Below are 14431 nucleotides of genomic sequence, written 5' to 3' on the forward strand. Positions count from 1 at the left end.
GGCCGTCGTCTCGGCATCGATCTCGGCAAGGCCCGCATCGGTCTGGCCGTGAGCGATCCGGACGGCATCCTCGCCACGCCGGTCGCGACCGTGCGTCGCGACATGCGAACCACCGGCGAGGAGATTCCGAACGATATTCGCGAAATCGGGGAAATCGTCGCCGAATACGACGTGGTTGAGATTGTCGTCGGCCTACCCGTTACCCTTTCGGGTGAGGAGGGGTTGGCCGCCGAACACACCCGCACCTGGGTGGAACGGCTTTCCGACCGAGTCTCTCCCGTGCCGGTAACCCTGACCGACGAGCGGCTCACCACGGCCGTCGCCACTCGCAGACTCATTGAGGGGGGCGTCCGCGGCAAGCGGAAGCGCTCCGTCGTCGACCAAGCCGCCGCGGTGGAGATCCTCCAGCACTGGTTGGATCAGCTTCGGAGGACTTGACGCATAATGCTCGGCGATCTTGGCTCGCAGTCGGAACACGCGGACGAACCGCGGCGGCACCGGCGACGTGAGTCCGGCACCTCCCTCATCGCCATGACCCTCGTCGTGGTCCTCTTCGGCATCCTCGGTGTGGGCGGCTGGTGGGCCTACGACAACGTGGTCAAGGAGTTCTTCCTGGTCGACGACTACGAAGGCACCGGCAACGGCACCGAGGTGACCATCGTCATCGAGCAGGGCTGGTTCGTCTCCGACATTGCGACCCACCTGCACGAGGAGGGCGTCGTCGCCTCCGCCAAGGCCTTCGTCAACGCCTCCGAGGACAACGGCGACGCCGGCGTCAACATCCAGCCCGGCACGTACCAGATGCAGCAGGAGATGTCGGGCGAGGCCGCGCTTGAATTCCTGACCGACCCGGCCAACCGGATGATGAACGCCGTGACCATCCCCGAGGGCGACACCTCGATGGAGATCTACGCGAAGCTCTCCGAGCACACCGGCGTACCCGTCGAGGAGTTCGAGGCCGCCGCCGAGGACCCCGAGGCCCTGGGCGTCAAGCCCCTGTGGTTCGAAGGCTTCAGCGAGCGGCAGGTCAAGTCCATCGAGGGCTTCCTGTTCCCCGCCACCTATGAGTTCGACGAAGAGATGACCGCCGAGGCGATGCTCTCGGCCATGGTCGCCAAGTTCAACGCGACCATCGAGGAGATCGGCTTCCTCGACAAGGTCGCGCAGATCCAGGACCCCGATCCGGACTTCGACCCGAGCGCCGTCACGACCCAGGACTTCCAGCCGCCCACCAACGGCGAGTTCACGGTCCACCCGTGGATGGCCCTCCAGGTCGCCTCGATCGTCCAGACCGAGTCCGGCAGCCCCAAAGACGACGCCAAGATCGCCCAGACGATGTACAACAAGCTCTACCTCAACTGGATCGAGCACGAGCAGACCAACTGCAACTGCTTCGAGAGCGAAGCGATCTGGAACTACGGGCGCCAGGTCAACGGCGAGGAGCCCATCACCTCCGGCGAGAACATCAACTGGTTCGAGGTCATGCGCGACCCCGCCAACCCATGGGCCCCCAGCGCCCCCGAGAACGCCGGCTACCTGCCCAGCGCGATCTCCAACCCCGGCGTGGCCGCCCTCGAAGGCGCCGTCGACCCCGAACCGGGGGACTGGCTGTTCTTCGTCACCGCCTACGAAGAGGACGGCGAACTGCTCGCGCTCTTCGCTGAGACGTACAGCGAGCACCAGGAGAACATCCTGGTCGCCGAGGAGAACGGAATCCAATGAGACAGGCAGCCGTACTCGGCAAGCCGATCGAGCACTCGCTGTCCCCGGCGATCCACAACGCCGGCTTCGCCGCCGCCGGGCTCACCGACTGGGCTTACAGCAGGCACGAGTGCGACGAGGCCGGCCTCGCCTCCTTCGTCGACCAGCTTGACGAGACCTGGGCCGGGCTCTCGCTCACCATGCCGCTCAAGGAGATCGCACTCGCCGTCGCCGACGAGGTCACACCGGTCGCCGAGGCCATCGGCGCGGCCAACACGCTCGTCCTGCGCGGCGGGCGGCGACTGGCCGACAACACCGACGCGCCAGGCATGGTCGACGCGCTCGCCGAGATCGGCATGACCGCCGCGAACACCGTGGCCGTGCTCGGCGCCGGAGGCACCGCACGCGGCGCCCTCGGGGCCGCCGCCGGGCTCGGGGCCGAGTCCGTGACCGTTTTCGCGCGCCGCCGCGAGGCCGTGGCCGAACTCGAGCCCGTCGCCGAGCGCCTCGGCCTCGATCTGCGCTCGGCCAGCTGGGACGAGGCCGTCATCGCCGGTCGCAGCGACCTCGTCGTCTCCACCGTTCCCAAGGGCGTCACCGACGGCATGCGCGTCGACTGGCGGCCGGGCACCGTCCTCTTCGACGTCCTCTACGACCCGTGGCCCACCCCACTCGCCGCCCAGGCTGAGTCCGAAGGCGCGAAGGTCCTCGACGGACTCGGGCTACTGTTGGCCCAGGCGGTCCGCCAATGGACCCAGTTCACCGGTCTCGACGAGGCCCCGGTGGCGGCGATGCGCGAGGCACTCTACACGGCGGCGAGGCACCGATGACGAAACCGGTCTTCATCTACGACGGCGACTGCGCGTTCTGCACCGCCTGCGCGAACTTCCTCGACAAGCACGTCCGCACCGATGCCGAGGTCAAGCCCTGGCAGTGGGCGGACCTTGAGGCGCTCGGCATCGACCAGCAGTCCGCGGAGGACGCCGTCCAGTGGATCGAGCCCGGATTCGTCAAGGCCGGACCCGACGCCATCGCCGTGCTGCTGCGCCGCGCCCAGTGGTATTGGAAACCGCTCGGCTGGATCGCCTCGCTGGCGCCCGTCTCCTGGCTCGCCTGGCCCGTCTACCGACTCATCGCCCGCAACCGCCACCGCATGCCCGGCGGCACCGCGGCCTGCTCGCTGCCCCAAGCCGAGCGCGATCGCCTCGCCGCAGGAGACGAATAGCGCGGCATCCGTTCGGAAGACGCGGCATTGGTTCGGAAGAACGCGGCATCCGTTCGGAAGAGTTCGGAAGACCCGCCGCGCTCGGCGGAATCGCCGAATCGGCCCGGAGAACGCACACCGAACGTGGTGTCTGCGAAGGCTTCCAGGACCGCGTCGTACTCGGCGTCGAATTCTGGCGTCTCCGAGAAACAGAAACCAGTGCCCAGTTGAGCTGAGGTACCGATGACGAGGTAGGTGGCGGGGCGACTGGCCTTTTCGGCTCCGGGTGGTCATCGGCCCGGCTTCAAGCAGTCAGCGATGGTGAGGTGGCAGTGCGGTCGGGGTCAGTGGCTGGCATGGCGGCACCGGTGTGGTCCGCCAGGTGGCCTGTTGAAGCCTGAAATGGCGGCGGGGTCGTTGGCGACCTCAGCGTGTGGATGGCGCGGCTGCGCTGGATCAGCGACAAAAGCAAGTGACAGGTGGGCTGGGGTTGGTCTGTCGGCGCGGAGGTCGCCGGTGGTGCGGAGTGGCGTCGGGGCCGGGCCGGGCCGGGCTGGGCTGGGCTGGGCTGCAAGTATGCGGTGGCGGTTGGCGGTTCGGGCTGCGGGCATGCGAAGGGGCTCGAATCCGTCTCCGGTTTCGAGCTGGCCACTTATCAGGCTTCCTCCCCGCCACGGCATCCCGCGACGGGCGACCTAAAAAGGGTGGCGGTCCGTAGTCGGGTGCCGGTGCGGCACTGGCGACTCCGACCGGTTCGCGAGTCCGCTTCGGCTCGGTCGGTGGTGTGGAAGTCTCGGGTTCGCCCTCGGTCCTGGTCCCGGTCGTCTTCCCGGGTTCGGTCTCGAGTCGGGGCGCGGGAGTGGTGAAGCGGGCTCGTGCTTTAGCGCGGGCGGCTTTCGCGGCAGCCAGCGCGTCTTCGAGGTCGGCCTGTTCAGCAGCCGCTTCGAGGTCGGGTTTCAGTGTCTCCGACCATTCCTCGGGATACAGGCCGGTCGGGAAGGCGTTCGCGATGTCCTCGGCGAAGTCGGCATCCAAGTCCGCGTCGATGCGCCAGTCGGCGCACCCGCACTTGAGGTCGGGGTCGGTGTCCTCGTGCCCGTCGTGGTGGACGATCAACGCCTTACCGGGTCCGGTTTTGGTGATGGTCCAGCCGGGGGTGTGGATGCGTCCGTGGTGGAACCGGCACAGCAGGATCAGGTTCTCCGCGACGGTGGGTCCACCATTCGCCCAGTGGCGGATGTGGTGGGCTTCGGTCCACTGCACCGGTGCGAGGCAGCCGTTCCAGGCGCACCCGCCGGGCTGCTCCAACTCCAACTTCCTGCGCAGTGCGCTGTTGGGGAGCCGGAGTGCGCGGCCGAGTTCGATCGCTTCGCCGGTGCGGTAGTTGAACACGTTGGGGATCACGAGGCCTTCGCAGGCGAGCAGGCGGGCCTTACCCAGAGAGATGGGGTCGCCTTCGAGGGTCGGGACTCGTCCGGTGTCTTCCCCGGCGAGGGTCTCGATGTCGACCGACAGGTGCAGGATGGCGGTGTGCCCGTGCCGCTTCGCCGCGTTCGGGTCGGCCCCGTGGGCCGCGAGCACCTGGTGGAACGCCTCGGCACGCCGGTTCGCCGCCGGCGGCAGGCACCCGTCCTGGTCGACTTCGTCCTGCCGGGGCGGGGGCACGGCGGTGGTTAGGAGCTTGGCGAACAGCTTCCCGGTATCCGAAGAGAGCAGCCCGGAGAGGACGAACATGCCGTTCTCGGTCTCCACCAGATCCAGCCGTTGCAACGACTGCTGCCCGAGCCCGTCCAACAGCTCCTCACCCGAGTCGAGCGCGGCTTGAAGTTCGTCGAGTTGGGCGTGCACGTCTTTGACGGTGGCGTGGATGCAGTACTCGGCAATCAAGTGCTCCGGGGTCGCACACAGCGTCTCGGCGTCGAACGGGGAGGGCACCGGTTCCTTGTAGGGAGTGCGGGCGTAGACGCGCAGGGCCTTGGTCGCGTCCAGTCGGCGCACGGCTGCCGCGACCCGGTCGATCCGGGCCGCAGCCGACGTCGCCGTGTCGGCCAGGACGGTGAACTTCCCTGCCGTGCGGGCGATCGCCGCCAGATCAGCAGCCGTGCGCAGGTGGAAGTCGAAGGTGGCGACCAGCCACTCCCGCAGCGCCGAGAAGCCGTCGCAGTCGCGGTGGATATTCCACGCTTTCGCCTCGATCACCCGGGCGAGCACCTGCGCGTGAGCGGAGTTGATCAGGGAAGCGGCCTCATCGAGATCAGTGTGGATGACCTTGGCGCGCTCGCTCCGCTCAGTCCTGCTGGGCTTCATGCTCGACTTGGCCATCTCACACCTCCCTCGCTCATTGAGGTCTCATACGAACCTGCTGTTTCCGCCGGTTCGTGCTATACCTCTATTCTCCCAGGTCACAGGGTCTTTGTCATTACCCATTAGGGTGGGAAAACACTCACGTTTCCCGCTCGCCAGTCACCAAGCACCTTGCCCCGCAATACAATCCGGGGAAAAGGCGCGCCACTCCGGCCAGCGCCACACGCCCTCCCGACAGCCCGCAAACCCAACCGCATCAGACAACCCACCGCTCCGTCGCTGACGCCTTTGGGGCAGCCCAACCATCCGCCCACACCGTTCCCGCCAGCACCCCACCTTCCATTGCCGGACTCCCCACGCAGCCCGTCTGAGCCTGTGTCGGCATCGCGCCCGGCGACCACAACGGCACTGACTTGCCCGGCCGTGGCATACTCGTCCGGTGTCCGTGGACCATACTCAGGATTCTCAGATCTCGTCGGCCGGCCGCGCCGTGCGCATCACCATCACCCTCGTCGTGACCGCGCTGGTCGTCGCGACCACCTTCTGGGGCGCCGACGACTACTTCCCCTTCGCGCCGTTCAAGATGTACTCCTTCTCCCATGATCTGGACGGCTGGGCGAAGTCCACGCGGGTCGAGGGCGTCAACGAAGCGGGCGAGCGGTTCCTCCTCTCCGAGGCCTCCACCGGCTTCCGGCGCGCCGAGCTCGAAGGCCAGATGAGCCGCTTCCGGGAAGACCCGAGCCTGCTCCAGTATGTCGCCGAGGCCTACGAGAGCACGAACCCCGACAAACCCGAGATCGTCACCGTGGAGATCATCATCCGCCGCTACGAGCTGGAGGACGGCCACCAGACCGGCGAAGTCGAGGAGACCGTCGAAGTCTCCTGGACCCGCGAAGGGGCCGCCCTGTGAACGCCCTCGCCCAGAAGTCCACCGACTGGTTCTTCAAGCCCGTCGCGCTCGGCCGGGTCACCGCCATGCGCTTCCTCGCCGGCGCGTTCATCATGGTGGACTGGTGGTGGTACATGCCGTGGATCATCGGCCACCGCCACGTCCCCGGGGAGCTCTACCAGCCGCTCTTCATCGGCAGGATCCTTCCGATTCCGGTCCCCAACTACTGGATCGTCGTCGGCACCCTCGTCGTGCTGCTCGCCGCCACCGTCCCGATGATGCTCAACAAGGCCCCGCGCCTGTTCGGCTGGATCGTCGCATTCGCCTACTTCGAGTGGATGATCATCGCGATGTCCTACGGGAAGGTCGACCACGGCAAGTTCGCGTTCCTGCTGCTGCTGTTCCTTCTGCCCACCATGCCCAAGGCGAAATGGGGCGAGCGCCGGACCCTGTCCGAACACGTCGGCTGGGGCTTCAACCTCGTCCAGATCGGCGTCGTCTGCACCTACTTCTTCGCCGCCTGGGCCAAGTTCCGCTACGGCGGCTTCGAATGGGTGAACTCCGCGACCATGACCTGGGCGGTCATCCGTCGCGGCACCGAGTTCAGCACGTGGCTGCTCGACTATCCGTGGATCCTGCGGCTCTCCCAGTGGGGCATCGTCGGCTTCGAACTGCTCAGCCCGGTCGTCCTGTTCGTCGCCGCCAAACGGCTGCGCTACGGCATCGTCGCGTTCTTCTACAGCTTCCACCTCGTGGTCTTCCTCGCCGTGAAGATCAGCTTCCTGCCGCACATGGTCGCGATGGCCTGCTTCCTGCCGCTCGAGCGGATCAACCCGCCCGAACTGGCGCGCAAGGCCTGGATCCGGCTGCGACGGCGCAGCTTCGCGATCCCCGCGCAACGCGGGGACGCGGAACGCGAGGGGTCCGAGGTCGCCTCCTGAGCGGTGAGAAAACCAGTGGCTCCATGTCGGAGCGCGCCCTTATCGTCAGTGGATGGCCATCCTCCAGACGAGCTCCCTGAGCAAACGTTTCCGGCGCCCCGACAAGGACTCCGGACTCAAGGGTGCCGTCAAGCACCTGGTCCAGCGCAAGTACAAGAACTTCACCGCCGTCGACGCGATCGACCTCGAGATCGAGGCAGGGGAGTCGGTGGCGTACGTCGGACCCAACGGCGCGGGGAAATCGACCACGGTCAAGCTCCTGACGGGCATCCTCAAGCCCTCCGACGGCACCGTCCGGGTGATGGGCCGCGACCCCCACGTCGAGCGCATCCCCAACGCCCACGACATCGGCGTCCTGTTCGGACAGCGCACGCAACTGTGGTGGGACCTGCCTGTCGAAGAGAGCCTCAAGCTCCTCAAGCACATGTACGGGGTCTCCGACGCCGACTACAAGGCCCGCATCGCCAAGTTCGACGAGCTCCTCGGTCTCGGCGAGTACATGCCCGCGCTCGCGCGCACCCTCTCGCTCGGCCAGCGCATGCGCGCCGATCTGGCCTGCGCACTCATCCACCAGCCCAAGATGGTCTACCTGGACGAGCCCACCATCGGCCTCGACATCTCCGTCAAGGACCGCCTGCGCGCCTTCCTGCGCCAGATCGTCGACGACGGCACCACGCTGCTGCTGACCAGCCACGACCTGGCGGACATCGAGGAGGTCTGCGAGCGCATCGTCGTCATCGACGAGGGCACGATCGCCTACGACGGCCCCATCGAGCGGCTCAAGGCCCACTACATCACCACCAAGGCCGTCAACCTCATCCTCGAAGGACCGGCCGACGTCCCGGCGCTGGCCGAGAAGTTCCCCGACTACGAGTGGAGCGCCGGCCAGGCGCCCAGCGAGGTCACGGTGACGTACGAGACGGGCCGGTTCACCACCGCCGGCGTCCTCGGCGACCTCACCGCGCAGCTCTCGCCCAGGGACCTGTCGCTGTCGGAGCCGAGCATCGAGGACGTCATCCGCAAGCTGTACGCGGGAGAACTGACCAAGTGACCACTCACGCCTTGGCCGTGGACCGCGCCCTCGCGATACTGGCGATCAAGCGGCGGCTGGCCTACAAGGGCTCCTTCTTCATCGGCCTGATCCTCGGCGGTGGCGGACTGCTCGTCCTGATGGCGCTGTGGCACAACCTCCTCGCCGGCGGCTCCCTCGCCGGCTACGACTGGGACGCCATGCGCGCCTACCAGATCATCAGCTTCATCACCGCCACCATGGCGTTCGGCGCGGCGGACTGGTACATCGCCGACCGGATCCTCGACGGCCTGATCGCGATCGACCTGACCAAGCCGGTCGACTTCCAGCGCGCCCGTGCCGCCGAGTTCATCGGATCGATGGTCGCCACGCTGCCGACCGCGCTGGTCGGCTTCGTCGGCGCCTGGCTCCTGTTCCGGCCGCCCGGGCCGGTCTCACCGGTCGCCGGGATCCTGACGGCGGGCAGCGTCGTGCTGATCTTCCCCCTGGTGTTCGAGGTCGTGTTCCTGACGATCATGGTCTGCTTCTGGACCAAGCGCTACCTGGGCATCATGTGGGCGCGCGAGGCCCTGATGAGTTTCTTCGCCGGCATGATGATTCCGCTCGCGTTCATGCCCGGCTGGCTCCAGGCCGTCGCCTGGGCCACGCCGTTTCCGCACTACACGACCACGCCCACCGAGATCTACCTCGGCCGGGTCGACACGCCCGCTGCGCTCGGGCTCATCGCGGCCGAAGCGGCGTGGGTGGTCGGGCTGTGGGTCGCGGCGCGCCTGCTGTGGCGATACGCGGTCAAGCGGGTCACGGTCCACGGAGGATAGATGCGACACACCGCCGCCGTCTACGGCCGAAGCCTCGCCGCGCACATCAGGTCGACCATGGAGTACCCGGCGGACTTCTGGATCATGGCCGGCTCGGGAAGCCTGTGGCAGCTGCTCCAGTTCGCCTTCATCTCCGTGCTGTTCGCCAACATCACCACCGTCGCGGGCTGGGGCTACCACGAGATGCTGATCCTGGCGGGCTTCCTGGGCCTGTCGGGAACCTCGACGGCGCTGCTCTGGGACGGGATCTGGAGCACGCCGTCGATGATCGTCGACGGCGATTTGGATTACCGGATCGTCCGGCCCGCACCCGTGATGGTGCAGGTCGCCTCGGCCCACATCGGTATGCAGTCCTTCGGGGAGGTGACCTTGAGCTCGATGATGCTGGTGATCGGCTGGGCCGGGGCCGGGCTCGGCCTGGAGCTGGTGCCGCTGGCCCTGCTGCTGCTCGCCTGCGCCTGCGTGATCCAGTGCGCCCTGCTGACCACCATGTGCGCCCTGGGGTTCTGGGTCAAGGGACGCTTCCCGGTCTTCGCCTTCATCGCCGTCGACCTCCAGAACGACGTGATGCGGTTCCCGTTGGCGATCTACCCGACGCTGGTGCGCTTCGCGGCGACCTTCGTGCTGCCGTTCGCCTTCGCCAGCTTCGTGCCGGTCCAGATCCTCACCGGCCGCCTCCCGGCGGTGTGGCTCGCCGGCCCAGTCGTGGCCGCGGTGGCGATGGTGGCGATCGCGCTGGCTGTCTTCCGCGCGGGCCTGCGCTCCTACGACTCCGCGGGGCACTGACATGACCGAGGCGCTCACTCCCGTTCGCGGGCACCGCTTCGCCGCAGACCGTGCGCTCGCGCTCATCTCGCTCAAGCGCCGCCTCGCCTACAAGACCACCTGGCTGTTCTCGATCGTCGCCGGCGGCTGGCAGCTCCTGATCGGACTCGTGGTGTGGGAGAACATCATCGGTGCCGGCACCATGGGCGGCTACGACTGGGAGGCCATGCGCGCCTACCTCATCATCGGCTTCGTCACCTCCACGCTCGCGTGGGGCGGCGCCGACTGGGTGATGGCCAATCGCATCCTCGACGGCCTCGTGGCGATCGACCTGACCAAACCGATCGACTTCCAGCGCGCCCGCGCCGCCGAGTACACCGGCGGCATGGCCTCGGTGGTGCCGTCGGCGATCCTGGGCGGGGTGGCGGCGTGGCTTCTGTTCGACCCCCAGCCGCCGGTCTCGCCGCTCGCCGCGGCACTGACGGTCCTCAGCATCCTGCTGATCTTCCCGCTGGCGTTCGAGCTCGGTTACCTGTCGGTCCTGTTGTGCTTCTGGACCCGCCGCTACCTCGGCATCCAATGGGCCAAGGACGGCTTCATCGCCTTCTTCTCGGGCCTGATGGTGCCCCTGGCGCTCATGCCCGGCTGGCTCCAGGCGCTCGCCTGGTGCCTGCCGGCCGTCCACATCACCACGACTCCGGCGTACATCTATCTCGGCCGCGTCGATGCGCTCGGGGCGCTCGGGCTCATCGCCGTCGAAGCGGTCTGGGTCGCCGCCCTGTGGATCGGGGCACGCCTGATCTGGCGAGGCGCCATCACGAAGGTCACGATCCATGGAGGTTGAGCATGCGGCACGCCTTCGCCGTTTACGGCCGGTCGCTCGGTGCGCACTACCGCTCCATGCTGGAGTACCCGGCGGACTTCTGGGTCATGGCCGTCACCGGCACCGTCTGGCAGATCATCCAATTCGGCTTCCTGACCATCCTCTTCGCCAACGTCAACGCGATCGGCGGCTGGGGCTACCACGAGATGCTCATCCTGGCCGGGTTCCTGTCCGTCGCGGCGGCGTCGAACGCGATCGTGTGGGACGGCATGTGGGGCCTCGGCAGGCAGGTCGTCCACGGCGGCATGGACTACATGATCATCAGGCCCGCGCCGGTCGCTCTCCAGCTCGGCTCCGCCCACGTCGGCATGCAGGCGTTCGGCGAGGTCGGCCTCGGCCTGGCGATGCTCGCCTACGGCTGGATCGGCGCCGGTGTGAGCCCCGCGCTCATCCCTCTCGCGATCGGCCTGCTGCTGACCGCGCTGGTCATCGAGATCGCCCTGCTGACCGCGGCGAACGCCACCAACTTCTGGCTCAAGGGCAACCAGCCGGTCCTCGCGTTCCTGATGATCGACCTGCAGAGCGAGATCATGCGCTTCCCGCTCACGATGTTCCCCGTCGCCGTGCGGATGCTGCTGACCTTCGGCCTGCCGCTGGCGATGGCCAGCTTCATCCCGGTCCAGATCCTCACCGGCCGCATCGACCCGTGGTGGCTGATCGCACCGCCGCTGGCCGCGGCGGCGGCCGTCGCTTTCGCGATCTGGGTCTTCCGAAGCGGCCTGCGAGCCTACGACTCGGCGGGGCACTGAAAAAGCGGTTGCGCGCCCGCTCCCGATTCGATAGTGTCGCTCCAGTCGCCCGGGAGCTTCGCAAAGCCCAGGGCCCCAGAGCGTTTGGAGGTGTGTACTGATGGCTGTCGTTGTTGCTCGCCTTGCCTCGATTACCAGTTCACCTCCCGTCGGCTCGCTCTGACCAGTTGTCGCGTGCCGTCGGATTCCTGACACAGGAGTTAGCCGTAGTGGCACGTAAGTCCAACAACATTTCCACGTACGAATCCACCCGTCGACGCCGCACGCTCGACGAGGACGAGATCTTCTCCCCCGAGGAGCAGGCCCGCTTCGAGGCCATGCGCTCCGAGGACTTCGATGACGGCCCGGTCGACGACGGCCCGCCGACCGGCGACCGCTGGTCGATCTGGGACCAGTCCGAGCCGCTCCAGCGCGGCCCCAAGCCCTGGCCGGAGTGGGTCATCACCGATCTGGGCGCCGTCGACTACGAGCTCGGCGTCCTGAAGACCGGCAAAGAGGCCGACGTCTTCCTCATCGAACGCGCCGTACCGGGCGCCGACCGGGCCGAGCTGATGGCCTCCAAGCGCTACCGCTCGGCCGAGCACACCCAGTTCAACCGCGCCGGGGACTACACCGCCGGGCGTTCGGCCAAGCGTTCGCGCGACCGCCGGGCCATGGAGAAGCGCACCAAGTTCGGCCTCGAACAGGCGGCGGGCCGCTGGGCTTCCGCGGAGTTCGAGGCGCTCAAGCGCCTCTACGAGGCCGGTGTGTCCGTGCCGTACCCCGTGCAGATCCTCGGGACCGAGGTGATCATGGAGTTCATCGGCACCGGGCGCGTCGCCGCGCCGCGGCTGGCCGAGATCAAGCCGGACGAGGCCGAGCTCGAGGACCTGTGGGACCAGGCCTGCGAGAACCTGCGGCTCATGGTCGAGCTGGGCTTCGCGCACGGCGACCTCTCGTCGTACAACACCGTCGTGCACGAGGGGCGCCTGATCGTGCTCGACCTTCCGCAGATCGTCGACATCTACGCGAATCCGAAAGGGTTCGAGTTCCTGGAGCGCGACGTCGAGAACCTCGGCTCGTGGTTCACGGCGAGGGGCCTGAACCGCATCGAGGTCGACGAGCTGCTCGCCGAGCTCATGGTCCTCGCCAGGGCCCGCTGAACCCGAGGCCGGGCCGGGCCGTCTCCCGGCCCGGCTCCGGTTGCTCTGCATCTCGAACCGGTGTCCCACCCGCGATATAGCCTTGTGGGCGTGAGCGTTGATTACCGTCCAGCGCCGGGCACCATCCCGACCCAGCCCGGCGTCTACCGCTTCCGGGACCGCGACCGGCGGGTCATCTACGTCGGCAAGGCCAAGAACCTCCGCAACCGCCTGAACTCCTACTTCGCCGACGAGATCCGCCTCCACGAGCGCACGCGACGGATGGTGAACACCGCGCGCAGCGTCGAGTGGACCGTCGTCGGCACCGAGGTCGAGGCCCTCCAGCTCGAGTGGACCTGGATCAAGGAATACGACCCGCGCTTCAACGTCATGTTCAAGGACGACAAGTCCTACCCCTGGCTCGCCGTCACCGTCGGCGACGAGTTCCCCCGCGCCCAGGTCATGCGCGGCAACCGTCGCAAAGGCGTCCGCTACTTCGGCCCCTTCGGCAGCGCCTGGGCCATCCGCCAGACCCTCGACCTGCTCACGCGGGTCTTCCCGATCCGCACCTGCTCCGATACGGAATTCAAGCGCTGCAACCGGATCGATCGCCCGAACCTCCTGGCCGACATCGGCAAGTGCTCGGCCCCGTGCGTCGGCCGCATCTCCGCCGAGGAGTACCGCGAACTCGTCAACGCCTTCTGCTCTTTCATGTCCGGCGACACCTCCTCGGTCCGCAAACGCCTCATCGCCGAGATGCAGGAGGCCTCCGAAGCCCTCGAATTCGAGCGGGCCGCCCGCCTGCGCGACGACCTGGGCGCCCTCGACAAAGTCCTCGAACAGCAGGTCGTCGTCCTCGCCGAAGACGTCGACTGCGACGTCATGGCCGTCGCCGACGACGAACTCCAGGCGGCCGTCCAGGTCTTCCACGTCCGCGGCGGCCGCATCCGCGGCCAGCGCGGCTGGGTCATCGAGAAGCCCGAGCCGGTAGATCTGGCCGGCATCGTCGAGCGCTTCTGCATGCAGTTCTACGGCGAGCAGGGTGAGGTGATCCCGCGCGAGGTCCTCGTCCCGGCACTGCCCGGCGACACCGAGGCGATCGGCGAGTGGTTGAGCGAGCGTCGCGGCTCGAAGGTCGATCTGCGCGTGCCCCGGCGCGGCGACAAGCGCGCGCTGGCCGAGACTGTCGAGAAGAACGCGAACGAGTCCCTCCAGCGCCACAAGCTCAAGCGCGCCGGCGACCTCACCGCCCGGTCCAAGGCCCTCGAAGAGCTCGCCGACGCCCTCGACCTCCCCGAGGCGCCGCTCCGCATCGAGTGCTACGACGTCTCGCAGTCCCAAGGGGACGACGTCGTCGCCTCGATGGTCGTCTTCGAGGACGGCTTGCCGCGCAAGAGCGAGTACCGGCGCTTCGTCATCAAGGGGGAGAAGAAGGACGATCTCTCCTCGCTCCAGGAGACGCTGCGACGCCGCCTGTCCAGACTCGAGGAGCAGCCCACCGGCTCGCCGCTCGATGAGGAAGAGGCCGAGCCCCGCAGCGGCTTCCACTACCCGCCGCAGCTGCTCGTCGTCGACGGCGGCCAGCCGCAGGTCGCCGCCGCCGAGCAGGTCTTCGCCGAGATGGGCGTCGACACCATCAACCTCGCCGGCCTCGCCAAGCGCCTGGAGGAGATCTGGCTGCCCGGCGAGGACTATCCGGTGATCCTCTCGCGGACCTCCGAGGCGCTCTACCTCATGCAGCGCGTGCGCGACGAAGCTCACCGCTTCGCCATCTCGCTGCACCGCAACCGCAGACGTAAGAGAATGAGACTCTCGGCGCTCGACGGCGTCCCGGGACTGGGCGAGTCCAAGCGCAAGGCCCTGCTCAGGCAGTTCGGCTCGGTCAAGCGCCTCCGCGAGGCGAGTCTCGAAGACTTGGAGGCGGTCCCCGGCATCGGGCCGAAGCTGGCGGAATCCGTGCGGACACATCTGCGTCATCCCGAGGACAACGCCGATTGAGACACGAGTGATAGGCATACGAGTGTCA

General features: G+C 67.7%; 14 protein-coding genes. 13 read left to right on the plus strand and 1 reads right to left on the minus strand.

The window, feature by feature from the left end; genetic code table 11:
- The 4 genes from ruvX to ACYVK3_RS19490 all read left to right on the plus strand — a co-directional run.
- Positions 1-438, plus strand: a 438-nt coding sequence (gene ruvX, locus ACYVK3_RS19475) for a Holliday junction resolvase RuvX (protein ID WP_460499006.1), incomplete at its 5' end; no start/stop codon positions are given.
- Positions 439-444: 6 nt separating this feature from the next.
- Positions 445-1722 (plus strand): endolytic transglycosylase MltG, encoded by a 1278-nt coding sequence (locus ACYVK3_RS19480; RefSeq protein ID WP_460499008.1) that lies wholly within the window; start codon positions 445-447, stop codon positions 1720-1722.
- Complete coding sequence (locus ACYVK3_RS19485; RefSeq protein ID WP_460499009.1) at positions 1719-2531, plus strand: shikimate dehydrogenase family protein; 813 nt, start codon at positions 1719-1721, stop codon at positions 2529-2531. Before ACYVK3_RS19480 ends, ACYVK3_RS19485 begins: the two co-directional genes overlap by 4 nt.
- The gene (locus ACYVK3_RS19490; RefSeq protein WP_460499010.1) at positions 2528-2926 is read left to right on the plus strand and encodes a thiol-disulfide oxidoreductase DCC family protein; all 399 of its coding nucleotides are present in this window, start codon (positions 2528-2530) and stop codon (positions 2924-2926) included. The genes ACYVK3_RS19485 and ACYVK3_RS19490 overlap by 4 nt, the downstream gene beginning before the upstream one ends.
- A 435-nt stretch (positions 2927-3361) precedes the next feature.
- On the opposite strand, the gene ACYVK3_RS19495 is transcribed toward ACYVK3_RS19490, so the two are convergent.
- Positions 3362-5227, minus strand: a complete 1866-nt coding sequence (locus tag ACYVK3_RS19495) for an HNH endonuclease signature motif containing protein (protein ID WP_460499011.1) — start codon at positions 5225-5227, stop codon at positions 3362-3364.
- Between the two features lie 427 nt (positions 5228-5654).
- Here ACYVK3_RS19495 and ACYVK3_RS19500 point away from each other — a divergent pair, with 427 nt between their 5' ends.
- The 9 genes from ACYVK3_RS19500 (at position 5655) to uvrC (ending at position 14403) form a co-directional block, all read left to right on the plus strand.
- Entirely contained in the window at positions 5655-6119 is a 465-nt protein-coding gene (locus ACYVK3_RS19500) for a hypothetical protein (protein WP_460499012.1), read from the plus strand.
- On the plus strand, positions 6116-7039 hold the full coding sequence (locus ACYVK3_RS19505; protein ID WP_460499013.1) for an MFS transporter permease: 924 nt from the start codon (positions 6116-6118) through the stop codon (positions 7037-7039). Before ACYVK3_RS19500 ends, ACYVK3_RS19505 begins: the two co-directional genes overlap by 4 nt.
- 52 nt (positions 7040-7091) lie before the next feature.
- Positions 7092-8090, plus strand: coding sequence for an ABC transporter ATP-binding protein (locus ACYVK3_RS19510; RefSeq protein WP_460499014.1), 999 nt, complete (start codon positions 7092-7094; stop codon positions 8088-8090).
- Positions 8087-8887 carry an ABC transporter permease gene (locus ACYVK3_RS19515; protein WP_460499015.1) on the plus strand — a complete coding sequence of 267 codons (801 nt, stop codon included), beginning with the start codon at positions 8087-8089 and terminating at the stop codon, positions 8885-8887. Before ACYVK3_RS19510 ends, ACYVK3_RS19515 begins: the two co-directional genes overlap by 4 nt.
- Entirely contained in the window at positions 8888-9673 is a 786-nt protein-coding gene (locus ACYVK3_RS19520; protein ID WP_460499016.1) for an ABC transporter permease, read from the plus strand.
- 1 nt (position 9674) lies between these two features.
- Positions 9675-10496 (plus strand): ABC transporter permease, encoded by an 822-nt coding sequence (locus ACYVK3_RS19525; RefSeq protein ID WP_460499017.1) that lies wholly within the window; start codon positions 9675-9677, stop codon positions 10494-10496.
- Between the two features lie 2 nt (positions 10497-10498).
- Entirely contained in the window at positions 10499-11284 is a 786-nt protein-coding gene (locus ACYVK3_RS19530; RefSeq protein WP_460499018.1) for an ABC transporter permease, read from the plus strand.
- 209 nt (positions 11285-11493) lie between these two features.
- Positions 11494-12426 carry a serine protein kinase RIO gene (locus ACYVK3_RS19535; protein ID WP_460499019.1) on the plus strand — a complete coding sequence of 311 codons (933 nt, stop codon included), beginning with the start codon at positions 11494-11496 and terminating at the stop codon, positions 12424-12426.
- A gap of 84 nt (positions 12427-12510) precedes the next feature.
- On the plus strand, positions 12511-14403 hold the full coding sequence (uvrC, locus tag ACYVK3_RS19540; RefSeq protein ID WP_460499021.1) for an excinuclease ABC subunit UvrC: 1893 nt from the start codon (positions 12511-12513) through the stop codon (positions 14401-14403).
- Positions 14404-14431 lie beyond the last annotated feature (28 nt).

The sequence above is a fragment of the Glycomyces tarimensis genome, assembly GCF_054776215.1.